We start from the raw sequence: 26075 nt of genomic DNA on the forward strand, positions 1-26075 counted from the left end.
CAGTCAGGCCTCGACGACTGCGCGGGCGCCGGCGGCTGGGGTCGGGGCCGCGGAGGCGGCTGCGGCTGCGGCTGCGGCTGCGGGGGCCGCATCGGTCGCGGCCGGAGGCCCACGGGCTGGCAGCGCCACCCCGACCACCGCCGCCCCACCGGCCATCGGCACCCCACTGCCCACCACTACCCCACCAGCCCCACCCATCACCACGCCCACCCTCACGGCCACCCCATGATCCGCCTCACCTGGGTCCAGCCGGAGGATCTGATCGGCCACGAACTCCGCCAGGCGGAGCACGAAGGGCGCGACGTCTCCTCGGTGCGGGCCCGCTGGCTCGCGGCCGGCGGGCACCTCGCGCCCCCACGCGCGGGCGCCTCCCCAGCCCCTGCCCCGCCGCACCTCCGCGCCCTGGCCGAACAGCTCCTGGACGAGCTGGCGCCCGCACCCGCGGGGCCCCTCCCCGCGCCGGGGCCGACACTCCCTGCCGCCGCCCCCGGTGACCTGCGCGAGCGCCTCCACGCCGCCTGGCTCGGCAGAGCCGCGGGGTGTCTGCTCGGCAAGCCGGTCGAGAAGCTGCCCCTCGACGGCATCCGCGGCCTCGCCCGGGCGACCGGGAACTGGCCGCTCACCACCTGGTTCACGGAGCGCGGCCTGCCGCCCGCCCTCAAGGCCGCGCACCCCTGGAACAAGCGCTCGGCGACGACCTCCCTGGCCGAGAACATCGACGGCATGCCCGAGGACGACGACCTCAACTACCCCCTTTTGAACCTCCTCCTGCTCCAGCGCCACGGAAAGTCCTTCACCACCGCGGACGTGGCGAGGCTCTGGCTGGACGAGCTGCCCGCGGGCCGCACCTTCACCGCCGAGCGCGTCGCGTACCGCAACCTCCTCCAGGGCATCGAACCCCCGCACACAGCGACCCACCGCAACCCCTTCCGCGAGTGGATCGGCGCCCTGATCCGCGCCGACATCCATGGCTGGACCAACCCCGGCGCCCCCGGAGCGGCGGCCGAGCAGGCCTGCCGGGACGCGGCGCTGACCCATACGGCGGACGGCGTCCACGGCGCGATGTTCGCGGCGGCCGCGATCGCCGAGGCGGCGGCCGCGGACGCGGACATCCACCGCTGCCTGCGCGCCGGCCTAGCCACCGTCCCACCGGACTCCCCACTGGCCCGCGCCCTCCGCGACGGCATCCGACTCGCCGCACGGACACGGGACTTCGACGAGGTCGTGGACCGTCTGCACGCCACCTACACCACCCACCACTGGGTCCACGTCGTCCCCAACGCCGCCCTCCTCGCCGCTGCCCTCACCCACGCCGACGGCGACTTCACCGGCTCCATCACCCGCGCCGTCTCGGGGGGCTGGGACACCGACTCGAACGGCGCGACCGCCGGTTCGATCGCGGGCCTGCTGGCGGGCCGCCCGGACGCGCTCCCCGCCCGCTGGACGGCCCCGCTCAAGAACCGGCTCGCCACGTCCGTGGGCGACTTCGACGGCATCGGCTTCGACACCCTCGCAGAACTCACCGCCCGGGAGGCACACCGCTCATGACCCCGACGCCCCACATCGCCGTACTCGGCAGCGCCAACATGGACCTCGTCGCGTACGTCACCAGGGCCCCGCGGCGCGGTGAGACCGTGACGGGCCGCGAGTTCCGTACGATCCCCGGCGGCAAGGGCGCCAACCAGGCCGTCGCGGCCGCCCGCGCGGGCGCCACGGTCTCGATGATCGGCGCGGTCGGCACCGACGTGTTCGGCGCGCGGCTGCGCTCCACCCTCGAACACTCCGGCGTCGACACGGACCTGCTGCGCACCGTCGAGACCCCGACCGGCACCGCGCACATCGTCGTCGACGACGAGGGCGGCAACTCGATCGTCGTCGTCCCCGGCGCCAACGGCACCGTCAAGGGCCTCACCCCCGGCGACGAGGCCCTGATCGCCTCCGCCAACGCCCTGCTGCTCCAGCTGGAGATCCCGGCCAAGGGGGCACTCGCCGCCGCCCGGGCCGCCCGCCGCCACGGCGTCCGCACGGTCCTCACCCCCGCCCCCGCACAGCACCTGCCCGACGAACTCCTCGCCGCCACCGATTTGTTGCTGCCCAACGAACACGAGGCGGCCACCCTCACCGGCATCACGGACGACCCGCACGCCGCCGCCCGCTCGCTCCTCTCCCAGGTCCCCGAGGTCGTCATCACCCTCGGCTCGCGGGGCAGCCTGTACGCGGCACGCGGCGCCGAACCGGTCATGGTCCCCGCCCCCCGGGTCACCGCGGTCGACACGACCGGGGCGGGCGACACGTTCGCCGGGACCCTCGCGGTGGCGCTCGCCGAGGGCAGGCCCGTGCCGGACGCCCTCACCTGGGCGTCCTCGGCGGCCGCGCTCTCCGTCCAGCGCCCGGGGGCGTCGGCCTCCATGCCGTACCGCAAAGAGATCGACGCCCGTGCGGCCGACCCGGCGACGACGAACGGCGCCCCCGCATGACCCAGCCGCCCGTGACCCAGCCGCCCCTCACCGGCCTGCGCGTCCTCGACCTGGCCACCCTCTTCGCCGGCCCCCTCGCCGCCACGATGCTCGGCGACTTCGGCGCGGAGGTCATCAAGGTCGAGCACCCCGGCCGCCCGGACCCCTCCCGCGGCCACGGCCCGTCGAAGGACGGCGTCGGTCTGTGGTGGAAGCTGCTCGGCCGCAACAAGCGCACGATGACACTGGACCTGTCCACGCCCGGCGGCCGTGACACGCTGCTGCGCCTGGCCGCCACCGCCGATGTCATCGTGGAGAACTTCCGCCCCGGCACCCTGGAGAAGTGGGAGCTGGGCTGGGCGGAGCTGAGCGCGGCCAACCCCCGCCTGGTCCTGACCCGGGTCACGGGCTTCGGCCAGTTCGGCCCCTACGCCCGCCGCCCCGGCTTCGGCACGCTCGCCGAGGCGATGAGCGGCTTCGCCGCGATCACCGGCGACCCCGAAGGGCCCCCGACGCTTCCCCCCTTCGGCCTCGCCGACTCGATCGCGGGTCTGGCGACGGCGTACGCGGTGATGACGGCCCTGACGGCACGTGAGCGCACGGGACGCGGGCAGGTGGTCGACATGGCGATCATCGAGCCGATCCTCACCGTCCTCGGCCCCCAGCCCCTCTGGTACGACCAGCTGGGCCACGTCCAGCCCCGCACCGGCAACCGCTCCACGAACAACGCGCCCCGCAACACCTACCGCACCGCCGACGGCCGCTGGGTCGCCGTCTCCACCTCGGCCCAGTCCATCGCGGAACGTCTGATGCGCCTGGTCGGCCGCCCGGAGCTGATCGCCGAGCCGTGGTTCGCCTCGGGCGCCGACCGGGCCCGGCACGCCGATGTCCTCGACGAGGCGGTCGGCGGCTGGATCGCCCGCCACACCCGCGCGGAGGTGATCGAGGCCTTCGAGAAGGCGCAGGCGGCGGTCGCTCCCGTCCAGGACGTACGGGACGTCATGACGGATCCTCAGTACGCGGCCCTGTCCACGCTCACCACGGTCGACGACCCGGAACTCGGCCCGCTGCGCATACAGAACGTGCTCTTCCGGCTCTCCGAGACCCCCGGCGCGGTTCGCTGGGCCGGGCGACCGCACGGCGCTGACACGGACGCGGTCCTGACCGAACTCGGCCTGACGGAAAGGGAGATCACCACCCTCCGCAAGGAAGGCGCCCTGTGACCACGCCCCTCCCCCTGACCTGGCTCTACGTCCCCGGTGACCGGCCCGATGTGGTGATCAAGGCCCTGCACGCGGGGGCCGACGCGGTGATCGTCGACCTGGAGGACGCGGTCGCCCCCGACCGCAAGGAGTACGCGAGATCGGCGACGGCGGACCTCCTCCGCGACCCCGCGCCGCTCCCCGTCCCCGTACACGTCCGCGTGAACGCCCTGGACGGCCCCCTCGGTGACGCCGACCTCCGCGCGATCGCCCCGCTCCCCGGCGTGGCGGGGCTGCGCCTGCCCAAGGTCGCCTCCCGCGCCGACGTCATCCACGTCGCGGAGCGCGCGGCCCCCGCCGACGGCGGCTCCCCCACCCTGCACGCCCTCGTCGAATCGGCCCTCGGCCTGGAACACGCCTTCGCCATCGCCACCGCGCACCCGGCGCTGCGCGGCCTCTCCCTCGGCGAGGCGGACCTCCGCGCGGATCTCGGCGTGCGCGAGGACGCGGGCCTGGACTGGGCGCGCTCCCGCGTGGTGGTGGCCGCGCGGGCGGCGGGCCTCGCCCCGCCCAGCCAGTCGGTCCACCCGGACATCCGCGACCTCGAAGGCCTGGCGGCGTCCTGCGCCCGGGGCCGCGCCCTCGGCTTCCTCGGCCGCGCGGCGATCCACCCCCGCCAACTCCCGGTGATCGAACGGGCGTATCTCCCCACTCCCGAGGAGATCGAACAGGCGGAGGAGGTCACCAAGGCGGCGGCCACGGACGCGGGTGCCCTCGCCCTCCCGGACGGCCGCTTCGTGGACAGGGCGGTGGTGGAGGGCGCACAGCGGGTCCTGGCGTTGGCGCAACGCCCGCGCTAGCCCAAAGCGATGGGGCGCCGGATCCGTTCGATCCGGCGCCCCATCGACGTACGAGCGAGGAGCCTCAGCTCTTCTTGGCCGACCCGGCTCCCTCTTCGGAGGCCCCGGCCTCGTCCTGCGGGGCCTCGGGGTCCTTCTCCCCCTTGGTGAGCTTCACGGTGCCGTCGGCACCGTCACCCTCGCCGGAGGCGTCCTCGCCCGGGACGAGGGCCGCGGGCTCCACGACCTGTTCGCGCCCGGGGCGGGTCCTCGCCGAGATCACCAGGTAGACCACCGCCAGCACGAAGACCACGATCGCGGTCCACACGTTCAGCCGCAGGCCGAGGACGTGGTGCGCGTCGTCGACCCGCATGTACTCGATCCAGCCGCGCCCGGCGCAGTACGCGGCGACGTACAGGGCGAACGCCCGCCCGTGCCCGAGCTTGAAGCGGCGGTCGGCCCAGATGACGAGGAGCGCGACGCCGACGCACCACAGGGACTCGTACAGGAAGGTCGGGTGGTACGTGCCGGGGATCCGGCCGTCCTCCGCCGAGGTGATCTTCAGGGCCCAGGGGAGATCCGTGGGCTTGCCGTACAGCTCCTGGTTGAACCAGTTGCCCCAGCGGCCGATGGCCTGGGCGAGGGCGATGCCGGGGGCCAGCGCGTCGGCCCAGGCCGGCAGCGGGATGCCCCGACGGCGGCAGCCGATCCACGCGCCGACCGCGCCGAGCGCGATGGCGCCCCAGATGCCGAGGCCGCCCTCCCAGATCTTGAAGGCGTCGACCCAGTCACGGCCCTCGCTGAAGTACAGCTGGTAGTCCGTGATCACGTGGTAGAGACGCCCGCCGACGAGGCCGAACGGAACGGCCCACACGGCGATGTCCGCCACGGTGCCGGACTGGCCCCCGCGAGCGACCCACCGCTTGTTGCCGAGCCAGACGGCCACGAAGACGCCGATGATGATGCAGAACGCGTAGCCGCGCAGCGGAATGGGTCCGAGTTCGACCACACCGCGCGAGGGACTGGGAATGAAGGCAAGGTCCATGGCAGGTCCGACGCTACCGTGCCGGGCGGTGGCGTCGGCAACCAGCCCGGCTACGGGTCCGTAACGGGCGTCGGCGCCCCGGGTATCGGCGCCCCGGGCGTCAGCCCTTGTTGGCGTCCCGCACCATCTGGCGCAGCTTGGCCGGGGTGAGCGGGTTCTTCTGGTCGCCGAAGACGCTCTTGCCGTTCAGCAGGACGGTGGGGGTGCCCTGAAGCTTCGCGTCCTCGAACGCCTTGTGCGACTTGGCGACCCACTTGTCGTGCGTGCCGTCCTCGACGCACTTCTTGAAGGAGTCCGTGACGAGGCCGTCGACCTGGCCGGCCAGGTCGATCAGCTTGTCGTTCTTGCTGAAGGCATCGTCCGTCTCGACGGGCTGGTTCTTGAACAGCACGTCGTGGTACGCGGGGAACTTGCCGGTGTCCTGGGCGCATGCCGCGGCGTTGGCCGCGCGCAGGGAGCCGCTGCCGCCCATGTTCCCGTCGATGAGGGTGGCCAGGTGGTACTCGACCTTGAGCTGGCCCTTGTCGGCGAGGTCGTGGATCGTCGAGCGGAACGCGTCCTCGAAGCCCTTGCAGGCCGGGCAGCGGAAGTCCTCCCAGATGGTGAGGGTCGACCTGGCGTCCGCCTTGCCGAGCGGGAGCGTCAGCTCGTCCTTGCCGGTCGCCCCCTTCGGGACGGCCAGCGGCCCCGATGTGTCCTTGGCGTCGTCGCCGGAATTGGCGGCGAGCAGTCCCACGACCGCGGCGAGGCCGAGGACGCCGACCACCGCGGCGGCGACGATCAGCGCACGGCGCTTCTTGTCGCGGGCCTTCTGCCGCTCTCGCTCTTCCGCCAGCCGCTCACGGGCCGATCGCTTTGCCTCTCGGTTCTTCTCACTCACACCCCGCCAACGAACCGGGGAGGCGCGAGCGCGCCTCCCCGGTCCAGGTCCACCCGTACGAGTTACGCCTTGCCGCGCACCCCGTCCGCGAGTTCGGCCGCGAGCGCGCGCACGGCGGCGAGCCCGGCGGCCGCGTCCGGGGCGTCCAGCATCCGCTGCACGAAGGCGGAGCCGACGATCACGCCGTCGGCGAAGCCCGCGACCTCGGCGGCCTGGCGCGCGTTGGAGACGCCGAGGCCGACGCAGACCGGCAGGCTGGTAGTGGCCTTGGTGCGCCGCACCAGGTCCTGCGCCTGCTCCCCTACGGACTCGCGGGTGCCGGTGACGCCCATCAGCGACGCCGCGTAGACGAAGCCGGAGCCCGCCGCCGTGATCGTGGCGAGCCGCTCGTCCTTGCTGCTCGGCGCGACGACGAAGACCGTGGCAAGGCCGTGCTTCTCGGCGTGCTCCCTCCACAGCGCGGACTCCTGCACGGGCAGGTCGGGCAGGATGCAGCCGGCGCCGCCCGCCTCGGCCAGCTCGGCGGTGAAGCGCTCCACGCCGTAGCGGTCGATCGGGTTCCAGTACGTCATGACGAGGACCGGCCTGCCGGTCGCCTCGTGGGCCTCGCGGACCGTGCGCATCACGTCGCGGATCTTGAGGCCGCCGCGCAGGGCGATGTCGTCGGCGGTCTGGATGACCGGCCCGTCGAGCACCGGGTCGCTGTGCGGCAGACCGACCTCGACCACGTCGGCGCCGCCGTCGAAGGCGGCCTTGACGGCTTCGATGCCGCCGTCGACGGTGGGGAAACCGGCGGGCAGGTAGGCGATGAGCGCGGAGCGGCCCTCGGCCCTGGCGGCCGCGAGCGTGTCGTCCAGCAGCTGGATGTTGCCGCTCACTTGGCGTCCCCCTTGATCTCCGCGCCGGTGGCGGACGCGTCCGCTTCGACCGTGGCGTCCGTGTCGTACAGGCCGAAGTAGCGTGCGGCCGTGTCCATGTCCTTGTCGCCGCGCCCGGAGAGGTTGACGACGAGCAGCCCGTCCTCGCCCAGCTCCTTGCCGATGTCGAGCGCCCCGGCGAGCGCGTGGGCGCTCTCGATGGCCGGGATGATGCCCTCGGTGCGGGAGAGGAGCCGCAGGGCCTGCATGGCGGCGTCGTCGGTGACCGCGCGGTACTCGCCGCGGCCGCTGTCCTTGAGGTAGGCGTGCTCGGGGCCGATGCCGGGGTAGTCGAGTCCGGCGGAGATCGAGTAGGGCTCGGTGATCTGGCCCTCCTCGTCCTGGAGGACGTAACTGCGCGAGCCGTGCAGGATGCCCGGCTCGCCCTCGGTCAGCGTGGCCGCGTGCTCGCCCGTCTCGACGCCGTGTCCCGCGGGTTCGCAGCCGATGAGGCGTACGTCCCTGTCCGGGATGAAGGCGTGGAAGAGGCCGATGGCGTTGGAGCCGCCGCCCACGCAGGCGACGGCGGCGTCGGGGAGGCGTCCGGCACGCTCCAGGATCTGCCGCCTGGCCTCGACGCCGATGACGCGGTGGAAGTCGCGGACCATCGCGGGGAAGGGGTGCGGCCCGGCCACGGTCCCGAAGAGGTAGTGGGTGCGGTCCACGTTGGCGACCCAGTCGCGGAACGCCTCGTTGATGGCGTCCTTCAGGGTGCGGCTGCCGGACTTCACGGCGATTACCTCGGCGCCGAGCATGCGCATGCGGGCCACGTTCAGTGCCTGGCGCTCGGTGTCGATCTCACCCATGTAGATGGTGCATTCGAGCCCGAAGAGCGCGCAGGCGGTGGCCGTGGCGACGCCGTGCTGGCCGGCGCCGGTCTCCGCGATGACGCGGGTCTTGCCCATGCGCTTGGTGAGCAGGGCCTGGCCGAGCACGTTGTTGATCTTGTGCGAGCCGGTGTGGTTCAGGTCCTCGCGCTTGAGGAAGACGCGGGCGCCGCCCGCGTGCTCCGCGAAGCGGGGCACCTCGGTGAGGCTGCTGGGCCTGCCCGTGTAGTGGACGAGCAGGTCGTCCAGTTCGGCGGCGAAGGCGGGGTCGCTCTTGGCCTTGTCGTACTCGACGGCGACCTCGTCGACGGCGGCCACGAGGGCCTCCGGGATGAACTTGCCGCCGAACGCGCCGAAGTAGCCTTCGGCGCTGGGGACTTGACCCTCGGGGTCCGGGATGAAGAACTGGCTGGGCATGGCGGGATCCTCGCTGAAGCGTTGGTTGACGTCTTTCGCAAGTACGCCTTGGCGCCGTAGCTGGTTGGGTTCCCGCGCGACCGCGGCCCGTCGTGGGCTGGTCGCGCAGTTCCTCGCGCCCCTTACGGGGCGCTCCCCTGACGGGGCGCTTTTCAGCTCAGGCGGCGCACAAGGCGCCGCGTCGCCATCGCATGCCGGGGATCTGGCCCGGCTCCGAGCCGATGTGGTAGCGCACCCGCCTGCCCCGCACGCGCCGCGCGGGTGCCCGGCAGCCACGGGGGCGGCAGCCGGGTGCGAGGCGGGCGGAGATGGACATCGGGAGGGGTCAGCTCCGTCCGTGGCGCAGGGCCGGGTGCGCGCCCGCGGCGACCAGGTCGGAGACCGCGGCCTTCGGGTCGCGGCCGGTGACCAGGGACTCGCCCACGAGCACCGCGTCGGCGCCCGCGTTGGCGTAGGCGATCAGGTCGTGCGGGCCGCGCACACCGGACTCGGCGATCTTGACGACGCTGTCCGGCAGCTCGGGGGCGATCCGCTCGAAGACGGTGCGGTCGACCTTGAGGGTCTTGAGGTCACGGGCGTTGACGCCGACCACGCGGGCGCCCGCGTCCACGGCGCGCTCCGCCTCCTCCTCGTCGTGCACCTCGACGATCGGCGTGAGGCCGATCGACTGGGCGCGCTCGATGAGGGACTCCAGGGCGGGCTGGTCCAGGGCGGCCACGATCAGCAGCGCGAGGTCGGCGCCGTACGCCCGGGCCTCCCACAGCTGGTACGAGGTGACGATGAAGTCCTTGCGGAGCACCGGGATGTCGACCTTGGCACGGACGGCCTCCAGGTCGGCGAGCGAGCCGCCGAAGCGGCGCTCCTCGGTGAGCACGGAGATGACGGCGGCGCCGCCCGCCTCGTAGTCGGCGGCGAGTCCGGCGGGATCGGCGATCGCGGCGAGGGCGCCCTTGGAGGGGCTGGAGCGCTTGACCTCGCAGATGACCTTGACGCCGTCGCCGCGCAGGGCGGCCGCGCCGTCCTTGGCCGCGGGAGCCTTGGCCGCGCGTTCCTTGAGCTCGTCGAGGCTGACGCGCGCCTGCCGCTCCGCGAGGTCGGCACGGACTCCGTCGATGATCTCGTCGAGCACACTCACGCGAGCGGTCCCCTTCCCTGACGGTTGAAGCTGACGTTCAAGCTGGTCACTGCGATGGTATCCGCAGGAGGGCGAAGGCCCCGCATCCGGTTGACGCCCGTCCCACGACCTGGACATTCACCACCCGTGCGGCCCGCGCGCTCACGGATGCAGCCATGACCCGAACGGCAGATTGCGTACGAGCGTGAAGACGGCGACCAGGACGCCGACACCCCACAGCTGCGCGCTGCCCAACGCGATGCGCAGCGGCCGCCCGCGCACCGCCCTGACCACCCAGACGGCCCACACCACCGCGAAGAGGCCGTAACCGAGGACGGCGAGCGCGTTGGCGCCGAGGGCCGCGGCGAGGTCGCCGTGGACGAAGGCGTGGGCGCTGCGCAGCCCGCCGCAGCCGGGGCAGTAGACGCCGGTGAGGCGCAGGAGCGGGCAGACGGAGTAGTGGCCCGGTTCGTTGGGGTCGACCGCGCCGACGTAGGCGAAGGCGCCCGCGACGGCGGCGAGCAGGCCGGCCGGCACGAGGAGGCGGCCCAGGACGGCGGGCGCGCCCTTCCGGGCGGTTTCGGCGCTCCCGGTGTCGGCGGTTTCGGCGGTCACCCGTGCATTCTGCCCCGTGAGGGGGTCCGCCGCCCGGTGGGCGCACGCGAGAAGAGGCGGCCCCGGCTGCTGCCGGACCGCCCCTTCCTGTACTTCCTGTGCTTCCTGTACCGCGCGTCGTACGGCGAGGGTCAGCTCTCGGAGCGGATCTCTCGCTGCGGGCGCTTCTCCGCGCCGAGGCCCATGGCGCGCATGGCGCCGCCCACGAGGCCGCCGACCACGACGAGGCCCATGCCGGCCCAGAACCCGGGCACGTTGGCCATCACCATGAAGGCACCCGCGACGCAGAAACCGATGAAGGCGATGATGACACCGGTCCAGGCGGCCGGGGTGTGTCCGTGGCTGCTGCCCGCCATGACTTGCTCCTCGTTGCTGTATGCGTGGTGGTCGGTGGGAGGCCCACCGCGAGTCGTGCGCTCGCTGTCATTGTCCCGTACCGGCGAGTCTGCTCCGAGCGCGGGGTCACGCTTCGCGCGTCGGGTCCTCGCCGCGGTCGAGAGCCTTCCACAGTTCCTCGGGCCGTTCCGGGTCCGGGGCGCGGCGGGCCCTGCGGGGGGTGGGCGAGCCGTCGCGTTCGTAACGCCCCGACATGGCGGGCCACGAGCGGCCGTAGGTAAGGGCGAGGAGTCCCGCGAGCAGGAGCAGTAGGCCCGCGGCCGCCGCGGCGTACGGCCAGCCGGTGTGACTGAGGTCGCCGATGGTGGCGGCGGCGTCGCCGGACGCGGTGGCCGCCTTCTCGTCGAGGGCGGCGCTGTCGCCCGCGCCGAGCAGGGCCGCGGCGACGGTGCCCGCGCCGCTGGCCATGAGCAGCAGGGAGACCAGGACGCGTCCGGTGCGGCGGACGGCGAAGACCGCGACGAGGGCGGCGAGGCCCACTATCGCGAGGGCGGCGGGGACGCCCGTGACGTCGCTGCCCTTGGCGGTCAGGGGCAGCTCGCCGCCGGCCACCGACGCGGTCCCGTGGGCCCAGGCCTGGCGGGACGCGAGCAGTGCGAGGGCCGCGCCGACGGCACCGAGCAGCAGCGCGGCGGCGATGCTGCGCCTGCTGCCGCGCTGTTCGTTGATCTCGGAGGGTCCGGGAGCCTCGGACGTGGTCTCGGAAGGCCCGGGGCTCTCGGCCGGCGTGTCGGTACGGGGCGGTGGTACTGCGGAAGTCACCTGTCCACTATCCCTCACGGCTCGTGGGGGCGTGCAGGCGGTTGGCGGTGTGGATGGCGCGCAGCACGGCGGCGGCCTTGTTGCGGCACTCGGTGTCCTCGGCGACGGGGTCGGAGTCGGCGACGACACCGGCCCCGGCCTGGACGTACGCCGTGCCGTCGCGCAGCAGGGCGGTGCGGATGGCGATGGCGGTGTCGGAGTCCCCCGCGAAGTCGAGGTAGCCGACGCAGCCGCCGTACAGCCCGCGCCGGGACGGCTCAAGCTCGTCGATGATCTGCATCGCGCGCGGCTTGGGTGCGCCGGAGAGGGTGCCCGCGGGGAAGCAGGCGGTGAGCACGTCGAAGGCGGTGCGGCCGCGGGCGACCTGCCCGGTGACCGTGGAGACGATGTGCATGACGTGGGAGTACTTCTCGATGGACATGAAGTCCACGACCTCGACGGAGCCGGGCTCGCAGACCCGGCCGAGGTCGTTGCGGCCGAGATCGACGAGCATGAGGTGCTCGGCGCGCTCCTTGGGGTCGGCGAGGAGTTCCTCGGCGAGGGCGTGGTCCTCCTGCGGGGTGGCGCCGCGGTGCCGGGTGCCGGCGATGGGGTGGACCATGGCGCGCCCGTCCTCGACCTTGACGAGCGCCTCGGGGCTGGAGCCGACGACGTCGAACCCGTCGAGGCGGAAGAGGTACATGTACGGCGACGGGTTGGTGGCCCGCAGGACGCGGTAGACGTCCAACGCGCTTGCCGTGCACGGCGTTTCGAAGCGCTGGGACGGCACGACCTGGAAGGCCTCGCCGGCCCGGATGCGCTCCTTGATGTCGTCGACGGCGTCCTGGTACTGCTCGCCGCCCCACAGCGCGGTGTACTCCGGAAGCTCGGAGGGCGGGAGCGCGGCCGGGGGCTGGGCGACGGGGCGCGAGAGGTCGGCCTCCATGGCGTCGAGCCGGGCGATCGCGTCGGCGTACGCCTCGTCGACGCCGGTGTCGAGGTCGTTGTGGTTGATCGCGTTGGCGATCAGCAGGACCGAGCCGTCCCCGTGGTCGAGGACGGCGAGGTCGCTGGTGAGGAGCATGGTCAGCTCGGGGAGCCTCAGGTCGTCCCGCTCCCCCGGGCCGATCTTCTCCAGGCGGCGCACGATGTCGTAGCCGAGGTAGCCGACCATGCCGCCGGTGAAGGGCGGGAGCTGGCCGGCCAGGTCACGGGGGGTGTGCAGTATGTCGACGGTGGCGCGCAGCGCGGCGAGCGGGTCGCCCGCCGTGGGGACGCCGACGGGCGGGGTGCCGAGCCAGTGGGCCTCGCCGTCGCGGACGGTGAGGGTGGCGGCGCTGCGGACGCCTACGAAGGAGTAGCGGGACCAGGTGCGGCCGTTCTCCGCCGACTCCAGGAGGAAGGTGCCGGGGCGCTCGGCGGCGAGCTTGCGGTAGAGGCCGACGGGGGTGTCGCCGTCCGCGAGGAGCTTGCGGCTGACGGGGATCACTCGGCGGTCGGTCGCGAGCTTGCGGAAGGTCTCCAGGTCCATGGCAGCAGACCCTACTGACCGGGCGCCGGGACGCCGGACAAGGGCAGTACGTCGGAGTCGAAGCAGGTGCGGGTGCCGGTGTGGCAGGCGGCGCCGACCTGGTCGACCTGGACGAGGACGGTGTCGGCGTCGCAGTCCAGGGCCACTTCCTTGACGTGCTGGACGTGTCCGGAGGTGTCGCCCTTGACCCAGTACTCCTGGCGGCTGCGGGACCAGTAGGTGCAGCGGCCCGTGGTGAGGGTGCGGTGCAGCGCCTCGTCGTCCATCCAGCCGAGCATCAGCACCTCACCGGTGTCGTACTGCTGGGCGATGGCGGGAAGGAGGCCGTCGGCGCTGCGCTTGAGGCGCGCGGCGATCTCCGGGTCGAGGCCGCTGCCGGTGCCGCTGCTGGGCGGGGGAACGCTGGTCATGGGCCCATTGTGCCGCGCGGACGCGGACGGTCCGGCGCACGTCCACTGTCCGGACGGGGGCGAGGGTCGTAGGCTTACCGGTATGTCGACCCATGCGAAGCGTGAACGACTTCTCCTCGCCGACCTGTTGGAGGCGGAGGGGCCCGAGGCCCCCACCCTCTGCGAGGGCTGGAAGACCCGCGATCTCGCGGCCCACGTGGTGGTGCGCGAGCGCCGCGCGGACGCGGCGGGCGGGCTCCTGATCAAGCAGCTGGCGGGCCGTCTGGAGCGGGTGCAGGCCGAGTTCGCCGCGAAGCCGTACGAGGAACTGATCCAGCTGATCAGGACGGGACCGCCGCGTTTCTCGCCCTTCAGCCTCAAGCAGATCGACGAGGCGTCGAACGCCGTGGAGTTCTACATCCACACCGAGGACGTGCGCCGCGCGCGCCCCGGCTGGACCCCGCGCGACCTCGACCCGGTCTTCTCGGACGCCCTGTGGTCCCGGCTGGAACGGACGGCCCGGCTGGTGGGCCGCAAGGCTCCGGTCGGCCTGGTGCTGCGGCGCCCGGACGGCCAGACGGCGGTGGCGCACCGGGGCACGCCGGTGGTGACGGTGACGGGCGAGCCGTCCGAGCTGCTGCTGTTCGCCTACGGCAGGCAGGACGTCGCCGACGTGGCCCTGGACGGCGACAAGGGCGCGATCGCCACCCTCCACGAGACGAAGCAGCTGGGGCTCTAGCGGCGGCCCCAAAGGGACGCCGGACGCCGCCACGGCCCGAAGTCCGTGGCGGCGTCCCGAAGTCCGGGGCGGCGAATATCCGAAGATCCGCCTAGCGCACCGGATGTCCCGCTTCCCGCAGCGTCTCCTTCACCTCGCCGATCCGCAGATCGCCGAAGTGGAAGACCGAGGCCGCGAGGACCGCGTCCGCGCCCGCCTCGATCGCCGGGGGGAAGTGCTCCAGCCGGCCCGCTCCGCCCGAGGCGATGACGGGGACGGTGACGTGCTTGCGTACGGCCTCGATCATCTCCAGGTCGTAGCCGTCCTTGGTGCCGTCGGCGTCCATCGAGTTGAGCAGGATCTCGCCCGCGCCCAGCTCGGCGGCCCGGTGCGCCCATTCGACGGCGTCGATCCCGGCGGACTTCCGGCCGCCGTGGGTCGTCACCTCGAAGGAGCCGGCGGCCGTACGCCGGGCGTCGACCGAGAGCACCAGCACCTGGCGTCCGAAGCGCTCGGCGATCTCGCGGATCAGGTCGGGGCGGGCGATCGCGGCCGTGTTCACGCCGACCTTGTCCGCGCCCGCGCGAAGGAGCTTGTCGACGTCCTCGGCGGTGCGCACGCCGCCGCCGACCGTGAGCGGGATGAAGACCTGCTCGGCGGTGCGGCGGACGACGTCGTACGTCGTCTCGCGGTTGCCGGACGAGGCGGTGATGTCCAGGAAGGTCAGCTCGTCGGCGCCCTCGGCGTCGTACACCTTGGCCATCTCGACGGGGTCGCCCGCGTCGCGCAGGTTCTGGAAGTTGACGCCCTTGACGACGCGGCCGTTGTCCACGTCGAGGCAGGGAATGACCCTTACTGCCAGCGTCATGCGGGGGCTCCTCGGAAGGCTTCCAGTTCCACTTCGACCAGGATGCGCGAGTCGACGAAGCCGGACACGACCACCATGGTCATCACCGGGCGCACGGAGTCGAAGGCCTCCTTGTGCGCGCGGCCCACCGCGTCGACGTCCCGCGCGTGGGTGATGAGGAGGCGTACGGCGGTCACGGACTCGGGGCCGAGCCCGAACCGGCCGATCGCCTCCAGCGCGTTGGCGATGGCGACCCGCGTCTGCTCGTAGGGGTCGCCCTCCCCGTACAGGATGTCCCCCTTGAAGGAGGTGGTGCCGCCGACCACGACCCGGTCGCCTGCCTCGACCGCGCGGGCGAAGCCGAAGGCCTCCTCCCAGGGGCTCCCGCTCTGCACGCGCCGCACGCCGCTCATGAGGACGCCACCGCGGCGAGCGCCTCTTCGAGCGTGAACGCCTTCGCGTACAGCGCCTTGCCGACGATCGCGCCCTCGACGCCCAGCGGGACCAGCTCGGAGATCGCGCGCAGGTCGTCCAGCGACGAGACACCGCCGGAGGCGACCACCGGGCGGTCCGTGGCCGCGCACACGTCGCGCAGCAGCTCCAGGTTGGGGCCCTGGAGCGTGCCGTCCTTGGCGATGTCCGTGACGACATAGCGCGCGCAGCCCTCGGAGTCGAGGCGCTCAAGCGTCTCGTAGAGGTCGCCGCCGTCGCGGGTCCAGCCGCGGCCGCGCAGCGTCGTACCGCGTACGTCGAGACCGACCGCGATCTTGTCGCCGTGCTCGGCGATGACCTTGGCGACCCACTCGGGCGTCTCCAGGGCGGCGGTGCCGAGGTTGACGCGGGTGCAGCCGGTGGCGAGGGCGGCGGCCAGCGAGGCGTCGTCGCGGATGCCGCCGGACAGCTCGACCTTGATGCCGTCGGCCGCGAGGCTTCCTGCGACCTCGGCGATCAGCTCACGGTTGTCACCGGTGCCGAACGCCGCGTCCAGGTCGACCAGGTGCAGCCACTCGGCGCCCGACCGCTGCCAGGCGAGGGCGGCCTCCAGCGGGGAGCCGTAGGAGGTCTCCGAGCCGGACTCGCCGTGGACGAGGCGTACGGCCTGGCCGTCGCGGACGTCGACGGCGGGAAGGAGTTCGAGGATGCTCACAGGGTTCCGATCCAGTTGGTGAGGAGCTGGGCGCCGGCGTCGCCGGACTTCTCGGGGTGGAACTGCGTGGCGCACAGGGCGCCGTTCTCGACGGCCGCCACGAAGGGCTCGCCGTGCGTGGACCAGGTGACGTGCGGGGCGCGCATCGCCGGGTTCGCGACTTCGAGGGACCAGTGGTGCACGGCGTAGGAGTGCACGAAGTAGAAGCGGGCGTCGTCGTCCAGGTCCTTGAAGAGCGTGGAGCCGGCCGACGCCTGGACGGTGTTCCAGCCCATGTGCGGGACGATCTCGGCCTTCAGCGGCTCGACCGCGCCGGGCCACTCGTCCAGGCCCTCGGTCTCCACGCCGTGCTCGATGCCGCGCGCGAAGAGGATCTGCATGCCCACGCAGATGCCCATCACCGGGCGGCCCCCGGAGAGGCGGCGCCCGATGATCCAGTCGCCGCGCGCTTCCTTGAGGCCCTTCATGCAGGCGGCGAACGCGCCGACGCCGGGCACGAGGAGGCCGTCGGCGTTCATCGCCTTGTCGTAGTCGCGCGTTATCTCCACGTCGGCTCCCGCGCGCGCGAGGGCGCGCTCGGCGGAGCGGACGTTGCCGAAGCCGTAGTCGAAGACGACGACCTTCTTGGGAGTGCTCATCTGTCGTACGCCTCCCGTCAGTTCCAGTAGTCGAGCCGCAGGATGCCCGCCGCCAGACACATCACGGCGGCGATCGACAGCAGCGTGATCAGGCTCTTGGGCATCCCCTGCTTGACGAAGGAGATGATGCCGCCGATCAGGAAGAGACCGACGACGATGAGGATGGTGTTGAGGCCCGTCATCGGTTACAGCGCGCCCTTCGTGGAGGGAAGGATGCCCGCCGCGCGCGGGTCGCGCTCGGAGGCGTACCGCAGGGCGCGGGCCAGGGCCTTGAACTGGCACTCCACGATGTGGTGGGCGTTGCGGCCGTAGGGCACGTGGACGTGCAGGGCGATCTGCGCCTGGGCGACGAAGGACTCCAGGATGTGCCGGGTCATCGTCGTGTCGTACTCGCCGATCATCGGCGCCATCTTCTCGGGCTCGGTGTGCACGAGGTACGGGCGGCCGCTCAGGTCGACCGTCACCTGGGCCAGCGACTCGTCCAGCGGGACCGTGCAGTTGCCGAAGCGGTAGATGCCCACCTTGTCGCCGAGGGCCTGCTTGAAGGCGGCGCCGAGCGCGAGCGCGGTGTCCTCGATGGTGTGGTGGGAGTCGATGTGCAGGTCGCCCTCGGTCTTGACCGTGAGGTCGAACAGGCCGTGGCGGCCGAGCTGGTCGAGCATGTGGTCGTAGAAGCCGACCCCGGTCGACACGTCGACCTTGCCGCTGCCGTCGAGATCGATCTCAACGACGACGGAAGTCTCCTTGGTGGTCCGTTCGACCCGTCCTACGCGGCTCATGCGTCCTGCTCCTTCTTGAGTTCGCGTACCGCATCGAGGAACGCGTCGTTTTCGTCGGGGGTTCCGGCGGTGACCCGCAGCCATCCCGGTACGCCGTTGTCCCGGACCAGGACGCCCCGGTCGAGGATCTTTTGCCACACCTCATGAGCAGCCCCTTCGCCTTCGAATCGCCCGAACTGCACGAAGTTGGCGTCGGAGTCCGTCACCTCGTAGCCCGTCGCGCGCAGCTCGGCGACGAGCCGGTCGCGCTCCGCCTTGAGCTGCTCGACGTATCCCAGGAGCGTGTCCGTGTGCTCCAGGGCCGCGAGCGCGGTGGCCTGGGTGACGGCCGAGAGGTGGTACGGCAGGCGCACCAGCTGTACGGCGTCGACGACGGCCGGGTGGGCGGCGAGGTAGCCGAGGCGCAGACCGGCCGCGCCGAACGCCTTCGACATGGTCCGCGAGACGACGAGGTGGGGCCGCCCCTCGATCAGGGGGAGCAGGGAGTCGCCGTGGCTGAACTCGACGTACGCCTCGTCCACCACGACGATGGACGGCTTCGCGGCCTGTGCGGCGTCGTACAGCGCGAGGACCGTCTCGGCCGGAACGGTGTTGCCCGTGGGGTTGTTGGGCGTCGTGATGAAGACGACGTCCGGCCGGTGCTCGGCGATGGCCTTCGTGGCCGCCTCGGCGTCGATCGTGAAGTCGTCGTGGCGCGGTCCCGGGATCCAGTCCGTGCCGGTGCCGCGCGCGATCAGGCCGTGCATCGAGTACGACGGCTCGAAGCCGATGGCCGTCCTGCCGGGCCCGCCGAAGGTCTGGAGGAGCTGCTGGATGACCTCGTTGGAGCCGTTGGCCGCCCAGACGTTGGCGAGCGTGACCTCGTGACCGCCGGTGCGGGTGAGGTAGCGCGCCAGCTCGGTGCGCAGCTCGACCGCGTCCCGGTCGGGGTAGCGGTTGAGGTCGCGGGCGGCCTCGCGGACCCGCTCCGCGATGCGCTCGACGAGCGGCTCGGGGAGCGGGTAGGGGTTCTCGTTGGTGTTCAGGCGGACGGGTACGTCGAGCTGGGGCGCGCCGTAGGGGGACTTGCCGCGCAGCTCGTCGCGGACGGGGAGGTCGTCGATGCGTACGTCGCTCACTGGCCCGGCACCTTCCATCCGAACCTCGCCTTGATCGCCGCGCCGTGGGCGGGCAGGTCCTCCGCCTCGGCGAGCGTCACCACGTGGTGCGCGACGTCCGCGAGGGCCTCGCGCGTGTAGTCGACGATGTGGATGCCGCGCAGGAAGGACTGGACGGACAGCCCCGAGGAGTGGCAGGCGCAGCCGCCGGTCGGCAGGACGTGGTTGGAACCCGCGCAGTAGTCGCCGAGGGAGACGGGCGCCCAGGGACCGACGAAGATCGCGCCCGCGTTCTTGACGCGGTCCGCGACGGCGGCGGCGTCGGCGGTCTGGATCTCCAGGTGCTCGGCGCCGTACGCGTCGACGACCCGCAGGCCCTCCGCCAGGCCGTCGACCAGGACGATCGCGGACTGGCGACCGCTCAGCGCCGGGACGATCCGGTCCTCGACGTGCTTGGTCGCGGCGACCTGCGGCGCAAGCTCCTTCTCGACCGCGTCCGCGAGCGCCACGGAGTCCGTGACGAGGACCGCGGCCGCGAGCGGGTCGTGCTCGGCCTGGCTGATCAGGTCGGACGCGACGTGCGCCGGGTCGGCGGTGTCGTCGGCGAGGACCGCGATCTCGGTCGGGCCCGCCTCGGTGTCGATGCCGATGCGTCCGGTGAAGTACCGCTTGGCGGCGGCGACCCAGATGTTGCCCGGCCCCGTGACCATGTTCGCGGGGGCGCAGGTCTCGGTGCCGTAGGCGAACATCGCGACGGCCTGGGCCCCGCCGACCGCGTACACCTCGTCGATGCCGAGCAGCGCGCAGGCGGCGAGGATCGTCGGGTGCGGGAGGCCGCCGAAGTCGGCCTGCGGCGGGGACGCGAGCGCCATCGACGCGACGCCCGCCTCCTGCGCCGGGACCGCGTTCATGATCACGGAGGAGGGGTAGACGGACCGGCCGCCGGGGGCGTAGAGCCCGACGCGCTCGACCGGGACCCACTTCTCGGTGACCTTGCCGCCGGGGACGACCTGCACGGTGTGCGGGGCGCGGCGCTGCTCGCGGTGGACGGTGCGGGCGCGGCGGATCGACTCCTCCAGCGCCTCGCGCACGACGGGGTCGAGACCGGCCAGGGCCTCCTTGAGGGCGGAGGCGGGAACCCGGACCTGGTCGAGCCGCACTCCGTCGAATTTCTCCGCGTACTCGATCAGCGCCGCGTCGCCGCGATGATGCACGTCTTCGCAGATGGGACGCACCTTCTCCAGGGCGGCCGCGACGTCGAAGTCGGCACGGGGCAGCAGGGCGCGCAGGGCGGGGCCCTCGGGGAGGGCGTCGCCGCGCAGATCGATTCGAGAGATCACATGGCCAATTCTCTCAGACCTTCTTTCGACCCCGGTCGCCCGTATCACTGGCTGATATGGATCCCGGAAGACGCCGTTCACCACTAGCGTTCAGCCGGTCACAGAGCGGGCATGAAACAGGTGTACGAGGCAAGAGTGCACGGCGGACGGGGAGGACAGGCAAGTGGTCGACGACGCGGGCGCCGGAGACCCGCCGGACGGGCTGACCGCCGCGGAGATCGGCATGTGGCAGGCCTTCCGCAACGGCAGCGTCTACGACCTCAGATCGGGCGACGCGGCGGTGGACGATCCGCACGGCGGGCACCCCTGGGGTCCCGAGCGCAGTGTGCGGGCGCGCATCGTGTGCTGGCTGCTGCTCGACGGGCCGCCGGCGCTCGCGGGCCGGGTCTCCTCGCTGAAGCTGGCGGGCGTGCAGATCACGGACGTGCTCGATCTCGCGGGCGGGACGGTCGTGCCGTACACGGAGATGAAGCACTGCCGCTTCGAGAAGGAGGTCGTGCTCCCCGAGTCCCGCTTCGCCACGCTGCGGCTCGTCGACTGCTCGATCCCGCGCATCGAGGCGGCCCGGCTGCACACGGAGGGCGATCTGCACCTGCCGCGCTGCCGGGTCCACAACGGCATCCGCCTCACCGACGCCCAGATCGGCACGGACCTGCTCCTGAACCAGGCGGTGGTCTACCGCGACCGGCGCGGCCGCTCGATCACCGGTGACGGCCTCGCCGTCGGGCAGGACCTCCAGGCCGAGATGATGGAGTCGCACGGCGAACTGAGCCTGCGCGGCGCGAAGATCGGCGTCTCGCTGAGCCTGCGCGGCAGCAGGCTCATCAACCAGTACGGGCGGCACGCGTTCAACGCCCCGCAGCTGACGGTCGAGCGCACGCTGTATCTGACCCCGGCCGCCGTCGGCAATCCGCCGCAGACCAGTGGCATGACGCCGGCGCGCGGCACGCGCGTGCAGCGCTTCGAGTGCGAGGGCGGCATCCGTCTGGACGACGGCCGGTTCGGCGACGCCATCGACTTCGCGCAGGCCCGCTTCGTGCTCCAGAACGACCAGGAGATCTCGCTGCGCCGCGTCCAGACGCCCGAGCTGCGCTTCCTCGGCGAGGCGCCGCAGCGCGGCAAGGTCGTCCTGTCCGGCGCCAAGGTCGTCAACCTCATCGACAAGGCGGCCAGCTGGCCCGGGCCCGGCGGCCTCCAGATGGGCGGCTTCACCTACGAGAACCTCGTCCCGCTGGGCAGTTTCCCGCTCTCCCAACGGCTGAGCTGGGTGGCGGCCGCGACCGCCGAGTACAACCCCGAGCCGTACGAGAAACTGGCCGCCGTCCTGCGCAACGGCGGCGAGGACGCCGACGCCCGCGAGGTCCTCCTCGCCAAGCAGCGCCGGCGCCGCGAGACGCTGCCGCTGGCGGCGAAGCTGTGGGGGTACGCGCAGGACTGGACGGTCGCGTACGGCTACCGCCCCGGCCGCGCGGCGGTCTGGATGGCCGTGCTGTGGGCGATCAGCGCGGTGGCGTTCTCGCACGCGGACCACCCGGCGATCAAACCGGGCGAACACCCGCACTGGAACCCGGCGCTCTTCTCCCTCGACCTGCTGCTGCCCGTGATCAACCTCGGCCAGGACAGCTACTGGCAGCTGCGCGGCGGCTGGCAGTGGTTCTCGACGGCGCTGATCCTGCTCGGCTGGGTCCTGGCGACGACGGTAGCGGCGGGCGCGACACGGCTGCTGCGGCGCAACTGAGGGGGGCGGCTGGGGGCGGGCCTGTGACCCCGGCGGGGGCCAGGCGGGGCGGACCACCCGGGCCGGGGCCCCCCGAAGGGCGCGGACGGCGCCCCTGGCGGGGCCCGCGCCCTGTGCAGGCTCCGGTCTCGGGCCGGTTCTGGGTGGTGGAAGGCCGCCGCTGAACCGTTATCCGGCCACAGGCAACCTTCCCCGCCCTTTGACCGTCATCCCTGCGCAACCAACAATTGAGCAACCACGACGGTGACCGGTCCCCGCGCGCGAGCGGCGCCGGTTGAGGCGCAAAGGAGGGCACGGTGCTGCGTGCCTTCATCCGTACCGCCCGCATGGTCCGGCACACCCCGCGGCTCGCCGCCGGGCTGCCGCCGGACGAGGAAGTACTCCTCGACGTGCCCGACGAGCGGCTCGCCCCCGCACTCGTCGCCGCGGGCCGGGGCGACCACGGCCCGGCGGCCAAGCTGCTCGCCACCACCCGCGAGGCCGCCGAGTGGGAGAACCGCGACCGCTACACCACCCGGCTCGCCGCCTTCGCCCGCTCCCGCCCCGAGTGGTTCGACGACTGGCTCTGCGCGTCCCCGCACGACCCGGACGCCCTGCTCGTCAAGGCCGAGCTGGCCGTCGTCCGCGGCTGGGAGTCCCCGGCCCGCGCCGAGCTGCTGCGCGAGATGGGCCCGCTGCTCACCGCCGCCGCCGAGGCCGACCCGCGCGACCCGGTGCCGTGGCGGATAGCCCTCGACCACGCGCGCGGCACACACGCCTCGCACACCGCCTTCGAACAGCTGTGGGAGGAGGCGGTGCGCCGCTCCTCGTACCACTACGGCTGCCACGCCTCGGCCCTCCAGTACCTCTCCGCCGCCTGGTACGGCTCGCACCGCGAGTGCTTCGACTTCGCCGAGCGCGCCGCCTCCGACGCGCTGCCCGGCTCGTTGATACAGGTCCTTCCGGCGCGGGCCGCCTTCGCCTACCTCACCAGCCCCTCGCATTCCCTGGGCATCCCGCGCGAGCGCCTGGACGCGGCGGCCGACCTCGCGATCGGTCTCTCCCGGGAGTACGAGGCCGCCGACCCCTGGCCCGCCGAGGTCCGCAACCTCCTCACGTACGTGCTGGTCCGCCTGGAGCGCTGGGACGACGCCCTCGAACAGCTGCGCCTGATCGGCCCGTACGCCACGTCCTTCCCCTGGGACCGGATGGCCGACGATCCACTCGGCCAGTTCCTGGAACTGCGCGACGGCGTACGCATCGAAGTGGCGTCGATGACCCCGCTGCGGCCGCCGCGCGGACCCGTCCGCTCCGACGAGCATTAGGCTTGCCGGTCGTGACCACCCGGCTTCCGCTCTTTCCGCTCAACTCGGTGCTGTTCCCCGGCCTCGTCCTGCCGCTGAACGTCTTCGAGGAGCGATATCGCGCCATGATGCGCGACCTGCTCAAGACCCCCGAGGAGGAGCAGCGCCAGTTCGCCGTCGTCGCCATCCGCGACGGCCTGGAGGTGGCGCCCAGCGCTCCCGGCCTCCCCGACCAGACGGCGGCGCCCGAGCACGGGCCCGCCGCGGGCTTCGGCGACGATCCGCTCAAGGCTTTCCACACCGTGGGCTGCGTGGCGGACGCGGCGACGATCAGGGAGCGCGCCGACGGCGGCTTCGAGGTGCTCGCCACCGGCACGACGCGGGTGCGGATCCACTCGGTCGACGCCTCGGGCGCGTTCCTCACCGCGGAGGTCGAGGAGGTGCCGGAGGAGCCGGGCGAGGGGGCGGGCACGCTCGCGGAGGGCGTCCTGCGCGCCTTCCGCGCCTACCAGAAGCGGCTGGCCGGAGCGCGGGAGCGTTCACTGACGACGGGGGCCGAGCTGCCGGACGAGCCGTCCGTGGTGTCGTACCTGGTCGCCGCGGCGGCCGTCCTCGACACCCCGACCAAGCAGCGGCTCCTGGAGGCGCCGGACACCGCGGCACGGCTGCGGGACGAGCTGAAACTGCTGCGCGCGGAGACCGCGATCATCCGTAATCTGCCCTCGCTGCCCGCGACGGAACTGACGCGCGGGACGACCAGCCTCAACTGACGTACGCCCTGAGCACGTAAGGCGAACACCTTGGCGAAGAAGCAGAAGAAACAGGCGGCCGGCACCCCGGCGACGGTGGCGCTCACCGCGGTCGGCACCGCCTTCACGGTCCACGCCTACGAGCACGACCCCGCCCATCCCTCGTACGGCGAGGAGGCCGCCGAGGCGATGGGTGTCTCCCCCGACCGGGTCTTCAAGACGCTCGTCGCCGAGGTCGACGGCGAACTGACCGTCGCCGTCGTCCCCGTCGCGGGCACCCTGGACCTGAAGGCGCTGGCCGCCGCGGTGTCCGGCAAGCGCGCGGTGATGGCCGATCCGGCGGCCGCGGAGCGCACGACGGGCTATGTGCGCGGCGGCATCTCCCCGCTCGGCCAGCGCAAGAGGCTGCGCACGGTCCTGGACGACTCGGCGTCGGCGCACGCCACGATCTGCGTCTCGGCGGGCCGCAGGGGGCTGGAGGTCGAGCTGGCGCCGGGCGACCTGGCGGAACTCACGGGAGCGGTGCTGGCGCCGATCGGCAGGGCCTGAAGCTCCCCTCGCCACGGCGTCCTTCTCGCGGCCTCTCACGACCGACGTGAAAGTGCCCTCGACACCCGGGCGGGGCGGGACTAGTAACCCAAGGCATGTCGAAGAAGACGCGCATGCGGAAGTGGCGGGCGAAGAAGCGCAAGGCCAACCACGGGAAACGCCCCGCCTAGCCCCGCACAGTCCCGGCTTGGCCCCGCTTGGCCCCGCTCAGGGGACCCGCTCCTCGTAGGGCACCGCGTACGGCTCCGGGTCCCGCGGCCCGAACAGCCCGGTGAGGCCGAGGTGGACGGCCAGCGCGGCCACCGGCCAGGCGAGGAGCGTGCCCTTGGCCTTGAGTTCCACGGGGGCGTTGAAGACCACGCCCTTGCCGACGGCCTTGGCGTGCGCGACGACGTCCGTGTCGGGGCCGAACAGGGCCCCGGCCTTCCAGGCCAGCAGGGCACCCAGCAGGCTGCCCAGCGCGAGGGCCACCACCATCGGGACGCCCCCGCTCCTGCGCACCAGGAAGGCGGCCACGCCGCTGACGAGTCCGAAGCCGAGCGCGAACAGAGTGAACGTTCCGTCGACACCGATCGCCTGCTCGCCCTCGGTGTCCTTGAGGTACACCGCCTCGCCGTCCGAGATGAGCGGGATGCGCGGCGCGAACCCGAGCCACAGCGCACCGAGCACCAAGCCGCTGAGAGCCACCACGACCAAGATCGCTGCGGCTTGCAGCAGTTCCTTCTTCATGCCGGGCCCATCCTCCTCGTGGCCGTGAGGAGGCATCGCCCCCCACGGCTGCGCGGGTGCCTGCCAGGGGTCGCTCGCGGGTCGGTCGTGCGGCGGTTGGGAGGGAGTCAGCGGTGCGGTCACCCACACATCGTGCCAGGCCTACCCCTCTCCCGGCCGCCGCCCCTCACCGAAGCGCCGCGCGCCACCCCTTTTCGATGGTGCGCCGCGTCAGCGGACGGCGGCCCGGCGGTACGCCCAGGTGGCCACGGCGAGCGAGGCGACACCGACCCCCGCGCAGACCGCCAGATCGAGGGCGACGACGGCCCAGTCGGGGTTCGGCCCGAACGTACGGGCGAAGGCCTCCACGCCGTACGTGGAAGGCAGCAGGTCTCGCGCGTACTGAAGCAGTGTCGGCATCCGCTCGGCCGGGAGCACGCCGAGGAGCAGCGCCGCGGACATGCCCATCTGGCCGAGCAGCGTGGCCAGTTCGGGCCGGGGCGCGAGCAGACCGAGCGCGGCGCCGAGCCCCGCGAGGGCGGCCCCCGCGAGCGGGATCACCGCGGCGAGCACCCACAGGTGCGTGAGCGGCAGGCCGAAGAGCCCGCAGCCGACGATCGCCGTGACGAGGGTGCCGGGGACCGTGAAGGAGGCGTACGCGGCCGCGGCGCCCAGCACCACGGCGGCGGGCGGCACGGGCAGCGTGGCGTAGTGGTCGAGCCCGCCGTCGGCGCGGAGCTGCCCGAAGTACTGCGCGAGCAGGTTGAGCGCGACGAACGCGACGACGAGCACGGAGGACCCGGCCACGACGGCACGGGCCTCGCCGCCGCCGTCCACGACGCCGCGCATCAGGATCATGATGCCGACGGACTGGAAGGTCGCCACGAAGAGCAGCGGTATCCGCGCGACCCGCGCGCGGGAGAGCTGGGCGCGGTAGACGGCGGAGAGCGCCGGGAACAGCCGGGCCCGTGGGCCGAGCGCCGCGGGGCCCTCGACGCCCTGCTCCGCGTGCGCGCTGTCGGCCCGCACGGCAGCTTCCAAAGGAACCGCGCTCACCGAACGCCCCTCCTGGTCAGATCCCGGTCCTTACACACACCACTCACATCGGAGGCG

The 26075-nt window shown here is 72.8% G+C and carries 31 protein-coding genes; 10 read left to right on the top strand and 21 right to left on the bottom strand.

Annotated features, from left to right (window positions below; translation table 11 throughout):
• Nucleotides 1–225: 225 nt before the first annotated feature.
• The 4 genes from CP975_RS08805 to CP975_RS08820 are packed head-to-tail and all read left to right on the top strand — an operon-like array spanning nt 226 to nt 4518.
• Complete coding sequence (locus CP975_RS08805; RefSeq protein ID WP_150476731.1) at nt 226–1548, top strand: ADP-ribosylglycohydrolase family protein; 1323 nt, start codon at nt 226–228, stop codon at nt 1546–1548.
• Entirely contained in the window at nt 1545–2477 is a 933-nt protein-coding gene (gene rbsK / locus CP975_RS08810; protein WP_055536043.1) for a ribokinase, read from the top strand. The genes CP975_RS08805 and rbsK overlap by 4 nt, the downstream gene beginning before the upstream one ends.
• Nucleotides 2474–3679 (top strand): CaiB/BaiF CoA transferase family protein, encoded by a 1206-nt coding sequence (locus CP975_RS08815; protein ID WP_055536044.1) that lies wholly within the window; start codon nt 2474–2476, stop codon nt 3677–3679. Before rbsK ends, CP975_RS08815 begins: the two co-directional genes overlap by 4 nt.
• Nucleotides 3676–4518, top strand: a complete 843-nt coding sequence (locus tag CP975_RS08820; RefSeq protein WP_055536045.1) for an HpcH/HpaI aldolase/citrate lyase family protein — start codon at nt 3676–3678, stop codon at nt 4516–4518. Before CP975_RS08815 ends, CP975_RS08820 begins: the two co-directional genes overlap by 4 nt.
• A gap of 64 nt (nt 4519–4582) precedes the next feature.
• Here CP975_RS08820 and lgt read toward each other — a convergent pair whose 3' ends face one another.
• From lgt to hisI, 11 genes are all read right to left on the bottom strand, one after another.
• Nucleotides 4583–5542, bottom strand: coding sequence for a prolipoprotein diacylglyceryl transferase (gene lgt, locus CP975_RS08825; RefSeq protein WP_055536046.1), 960 nt, complete (start codon nt 5540–5542; stop codon nt 4583–4585).
• Between the two features lie 100 nt (nt 5543–5642).
• Entirely contained in the window at nt 5643–6422 is a 780-nt protein-coding gene (locus tag CP975_RS08830; RefSeq protein WP_150476732.1) for a DsbA family protein, read from the bottom strand.
• A gap of 62 nt (nt 6423–6484) precedes the next feature.
• The gene (trpA, locus tag CP975_RS08835; protein ID WP_055527456.1) at nt 6485–7300 is read right to left on the bottom strand and encodes a tryptophan synthase subunit alpha; all 816 of its coding nucleotides are present in this window, start codon (nt 7298–7300) and stop codon (nt 6485–6487) included.
• Nucleotides 7297–8583: a tryptophan synthase subunit beta gene (trpB, locus tag CP975_RS08840; protein WP_055527455.1), complete on the bottom strand. Its 1287-nt coding sequence runs from the start codon at nt 8581–8583 to the stop codon at nt 7297–7299. The genes trpA and trpB overlap by 4 nt, the downstream gene beginning before the upstream one ends.
• A 157-nt stretch (nt 8584–8740) precedes the next feature.
• Nucleotides 8741–8899, bottom strand: coding sequence for a tryptophan biosynthesis modulator TrpM (gene trpM, locus CP975_RS36575; protein ID WP_385936230.1), 159 nt, complete (start codon nt 8897–8899; stop codon nt 8741–8743).
• A gap of 9 nt (nt 8900–8908) precedes the next feature.
• A complete protein-coding gene (gene trpC / locus CP975_RS08845; RefSeq protein WP_030783987.1) occupies nt 8909–9718 on the bottom strand; it encodes an indole-3-glycerol phosphate synthase TrpC in 810 nt (269 codons plus the stop codon).
• Nucleotides 9719–9859: 141 nt separating this feature from the next.
• A complete protein-coding gene (locus tag CP975_RS08850; RefSeq protein WP_055527453.1) occupies nt 9860–10312 on the bottom strand; it encodes a DUF2752 domain-containing protein in 453 nt (150 codons plus the stop codon).
• Nucleotides 10313–10443: 131 nt separating this feature from the next.
• A complete protein-coding gene (locus CP975_RS08855; protein WP_055527452.1) occupies nt 10444–10668 on the bottom strand; it encodes an HGxxPAAW family protein in 225 nt (74 codons plus the stop codon).
• Nucleotides 10669–10774: 106 nt separating this feature from the next.
• Complete coding sequence (locus tag CP975_RS08860) at nt 10775–11377, bottom strand: TIGR02234 family membrane protein (protein ID WP_055527459.1); 603 nt, start codon at nt 11375–11377, stop codon at nt 10775–10777.
• Nucleotides 11378–11477: 100 nt separating this feature from the next.
• Nucleotides 11478–12980 carry an anthranilate synthase component I gene (locus CP975_RS08865; protein ID WP_055527451.1) on the bottom strand — a complete coding sequence of 501 codons (1503 nt, stop codon included), beginning with the start codon at nt 12978–12980 and terminating at the stop codon, nt 11478–11480.
• Nucleotides 12981–12991: 11 nt separating this feature from the next.
• Nucleotides 12992–13390 (bottom strand): phosphoribosyl-AMP cyclohydrolase, encoded by a 399-nt coding sequence (gene hisI / locus CP975_RS08870; RefSeq protein ID WP_055527450.1) that lies wholly within the window; start codon nt 13388–13390, stop codon nt 12992–12994.
• 82 nt (nt 13391–13472) lie between these two features.
• Here hisI and CP975_RS08875 point away from each other — a divergent pair, with 82 nt between their 5' ends.
• The gene (locus tag CP975_RS08875; RefSeq protein WP_055527447.1) at nt 13473–14108 is read left to right on the top strand and encodes a TIGR03085 family metal-binding protein; all 636 of its coding nucleotides are present in this window, start codon (nt 13473–13475) and stop codon (nt 14106–14108) included.
• 91 nt (nt 14109–14199) lie between these two features.
• Here the strand turns inward: CP975_RS08875 and hisF are convergent, their stop codons facing one another.
• The 8 genes from hisF to hisD are packed head-to-tail and all read right to left on the bottom strand — an operon-like array spanning nt 14200 to nt 19935.
• Nucleotides 14200–14955: an imidazole glycerol phosphate synthase subunit HisF gene (gene hisF, locus CP975_RS08880; protein ID WP_030783967.1), complete on the bottom strand. Its 756-nt coding sequence runs from the start codon at nt 14953–14955 to the stop codon at nt 14200–14202.
• Nucleotides 14952–15347 (bottom strand): Rid family hydrolase, encoded by a 396-nt coding sequence (locus tag CP975_RS08885; RefSeq protein ID WP_055527445.1) that lies wholly within the window; start codon nt 15345–15347, stop codon nt 14952–14954. The genes hisF and CP975_RS08885 overlap by 4 nt, the downstream gene beginning before the upstream one ends.
• Nucleotides 15344–16081 carry a bifunctional 1-(5-phosphoribosyl)-5-((5-phosphoribosylamino)methylideneamino)imidazole-4-carboxamide isomerase/phosphoribosylanthranilate isomerase PriA gene (gene priA / locus CP975_RS08890; protein WP_055527444.1) on the bottom strand — a complete coding sequence of 246 codons (738 nt, stop codon included), beginning with the start codon at nt 16079–16081 and terminating at the stop codon, nt 15344–15346. The genes CP975_RS08885 and priA overlap by 4 nt, the downstream gene beginning before the upstream one ends.
• The gene (hisH, locus tag CP975_RS08895) at nt 16078–16719 is read right to left on the bottom strand and encodes an imidazole glycerol phosphate synthase subunit HisH (protein WP_055527443.1); all 642 of its coding nucleotides are present in this window, start codon (nt 16717–16719) and stop codon (nt 16078–16080) included. Before hisH ends, priA begins: the two co-directional genes overlap by 4 nt.
• Nucleotides 16720–16736: 17 nt before the next feature.
• Nucleotides 16737–16901: a hypothetical protein gene (locus CP975_RS34980; protein WP_055527442.1), complete on the bottom strand. Its 165-nt coding sequence runs from the start codon at nt 16899–16901 to the stop codon at nt 16737–16739.
• Nucleotides 16902–16904: 3 nt separating this feature from the next.
• Nucleotides 16905–17498: an imidazoleglycerol-phosphate dehydratase HisB gene (gene hisB / locus CP975_RS08900; protein WP_055527440.1), complete on the bottom strand. Its 594-nt coding sequence runs from the start codon at nt 17496–17498 to the stop codon at nt 16905–16907.
• Complete coding sequence (locus CP975_RS08905; protein WP_055527438.1) at nt 17495–18616, bottom strand: histidinol-phosphate transaminase; 1122 nt, start codon at nt 18614–18616, stop codon at nt 17495–17497. Before CP975_RS08905 ends, hisB begins: the two co-directional genes overlap by 4 nt.
• Nucleotides 18613–19935, bottom strand: a complete 1323-nt coding sequence (gene hisD, locus CP975_RS08910) for a histidinol dehydrogenase (protein ID WP_055527436.1) — start codon at nt 19933–19935, stop codon at nt 18613–18615. Before hisD ends, CP975_RS08905 begins: the two co-directional genes overlap by 4 nt.
• A gap of 223 nt (nt 19936–20158) precedes the next feature.
• Between hisD and CP975_RS08915 the strand changes: the two genes are divergently transcribed.
• The 5 genes from CP975_RS08915 to CP975_RS36755 all read left to right on the top strand — a co-directional run bounded on the left by CP975_RS08915 (nt 20159) and on the right by CP975_RS36755 (nt 24424).
• Complete coding sequence (locus CP975_RS08915; protein WP_246201757.1) at nt 20159–21673, top strand: oxidoreductase; 1515 nt, start codon at nt 20159–20161, stop codon at nt 21671–21673.
• Nucleotides 21674–21999: 326 nt separating this feature from the next.
• Nucleotides 22000–22977 carry a hypothetical protein gene (locus tag CP975_RS08920; protein WP_150477824.1) on the top strand — a complete coding sequence of 326 codons (978 nt, stop codon included), beginning with the start codon at nt 22000–22002 and terminating at the stop codon, nt 22975–22977.
• Between the two features lie 2 nt (nt 22978–22979).
• Nucleotides 22980–23726 carry an LON peptidase substrate-binding domain-containing protein gene (locus tag CP975_RS08925; RefSeq protein WP_150476733.1) on the top strand — a complete coding sequence of 249 codons (747 nt, stop codon included), beginning with the start codon at nt 22980–22982 and terminating at the stop codon, nt 23724–23726.
• Nucleotides 23727–23756: 30 nt separating this feature from the next.
• Nucleotides 23757–24254, top strand: coding sequence for a Cys-tRNA(Pro) deacylase (ybaK, locus tag CP975_RS08930; protein WP_150476734.1), 498 nt, complete (start codon nt 23757–23759; stop codon nt 24252–24254).
• A gap of 95 nt (nt 24255–24349) precedes the next feature.
• Nucleotides 24350–24424, top strand: a complete 75-nt coding sequence (locus CP975_RS36755) for a hypothetical protein (RefSeq protein ID WP_466215574.1) — start codon at nt 24350–24352, stop codon at nt 24422–24424.
• A 37-nt stretch (nt 24425–24461) separates the two neighbouring features.
• Here CP975_RS36755 and CP975_RS08935 read toward each other — a convergent pair whose 3' ends face one another.
• Both CP975_RS08935 and CP975_RS08940 read right to left on the bottom strand, forming a co-directional pair.
• On the bottom strand, nt 24462–25106 hold the full coding sequence (locus tag CP975_RS08935) for a DUF2567 domain-containing protein (protein ID WP_150476735.1): 645 nt from the start codon (nt 25104–25106) through the stop codon (nt 24462–24464).
• A gap of 87 nt (nt 25107–25193) precedes the next feature.
• The gene (locus CP975_RS08940) at nt 25194–26018 is read right to left on the bottom strand and encodes an ABC transporter permease (protein ID WP_150476736.1); all 825 of its coding nucleotides are present in this window, start codon (nt 26016–26018) and stop codon (nt 25194–25196) included.
• Between the last annotated feature and the right edge of the window lie 57 nt (nt 26019–26075).

This window comes from Streptomyces alboniger (assembly GCF_008704395.1).
GTDB classification, from domain to species: domain Bacteria; phylum Actinomycetota; class Actinomycetes; order Streptomycetales; family Streptomycetaceae; genus Streptomyces; species Streptomyces alboniger.

What these genes read in the sequence shown, in the direction of transcription:
- CP975_RS08805 (WP_150476731.1), top strand. Translation starts at nt 226, where the DNA reads ATGATCCGCCTCACCTGGGTCCAGCCGGAGGATCTGATCGGCCACGAA.
- rbsK (WP_055536043.1), top strand. Translation starts at nt 1,545, where the DNA reads ATGACCCCGACGCCCCACATCGCCGTACTCGGCAGCGCCAACATGGAC.
- CP975_RS08815 (WP_055536044.1), top strand. Translation starts at nt 2,474, where the DNA reads ATGACCCAGCCGCCCGTGACCCAGCCGCCCCTCACCGGCCTGCGCGTC.
- lgt (WP_055536046.1), bottom strand. Translation starts at nt 5,542, where the DNA reads ATGGACCTTGCCTTCATTCCCAGTCCCTCGCGCGGTGTGGTCGAACTC.
- trpB (WP_055527455.1), bottom strand. Translation starts at nt 8,583, where the DNA reads ATGCCCAGCCAGTTCTTCATCCCGGACCCCGAGGGTCAAGTCCCCAGC.
- trpM (WP_385936230.1), bottom strand. Translation starts at nt 8,899, where the DNA reads ATGTCCATCTCCGCCCGCCTCGCACCCGGCTGCCGCCCCCGTGGCTGC.
- CP975_RS08855 (WP_055527452.1), bottom strand. Translation starts at nt 10,668, where the DNA reads ATGGCGGGCAGCAGCCACGGACACACCCCGGCCGCCTGGACCGGTGTC.
- CP975_RS08865 (WP_055527451.1), bottom strand. Translation starts at nt 12,980, where the DNA reads ATGGACCTGGAGACCTTCCGCAAGCTCGCGACCGACCGCCGAGTGATC.
- hisI (WP_055527450.1), bottom strand. Translation starts at nt 13,390, where the DNA reads ATGACCAGCGTTCCCCCGCCCAGCAGCGGCACCGGCAGCGGCCTCGAC.
- CP975_RS08875 (WP_055527447.1), top strand. Translation starts at nt 13,473, where the DNA reads ATGTCGACCCATGCGAAGCGTGAACGACTTCTCCTCGCCGACCTGTTG.
- hisF (WP_030783967.1), bottom strand. Translation starts at nt 14,955, where the DNA reads ATGACGCTGGCAGTAAGGGTCATTCCCTGCCTCGACGTGGACAACGGC.
- CP975_RS08885 (WP_055527445.1), bottom strand. Translation starts at nt 15,347, where the DNA reads ATGAGCGGCGTGCGGCGCGTGCAGAGCGGGAGCCCCTGGGAGGAGGCC.
- hisH (WP_055527443.1), bottom strand. Translation starts at nt 16,719, where the DNA reads ATGAGCACTCCCAAGAAGGTCGTCGTCTTCGACTACGGCTTCGGCAAC.
- CP975_RS34980 (WP_055527442.1), bottom strand. Translation starts at nt 16,901, where the DNA reads ATGACGGGCCTCAACACCATCCTCATCGTCGTCGGTCTCTTCCTGATC.
- hisB (WP_055527440.1), bottom strand. Translation starts at nt 17,498, where the DNA reads ATGAGCCGCGTAGGACGGGTCGAACGGACCACCAAGGAGACTTCCGTC.
- CP975_RS08915 (WP_246201757.1), top strand. Translation starts at nt 20,159, where the DNA reads ATGTGGCAGGCCTTCCGCAACGGCAGCGTCTACGACCTCAGATCGGGC.
- CP975_RS08920 (WP_150477824.1), top strand. Translation starts at nt 22,000, where the DNA reads ATGGTCCGGCACACCCCGCGGCTCGCCGCCGGGCTGCCGCCGGACGAG.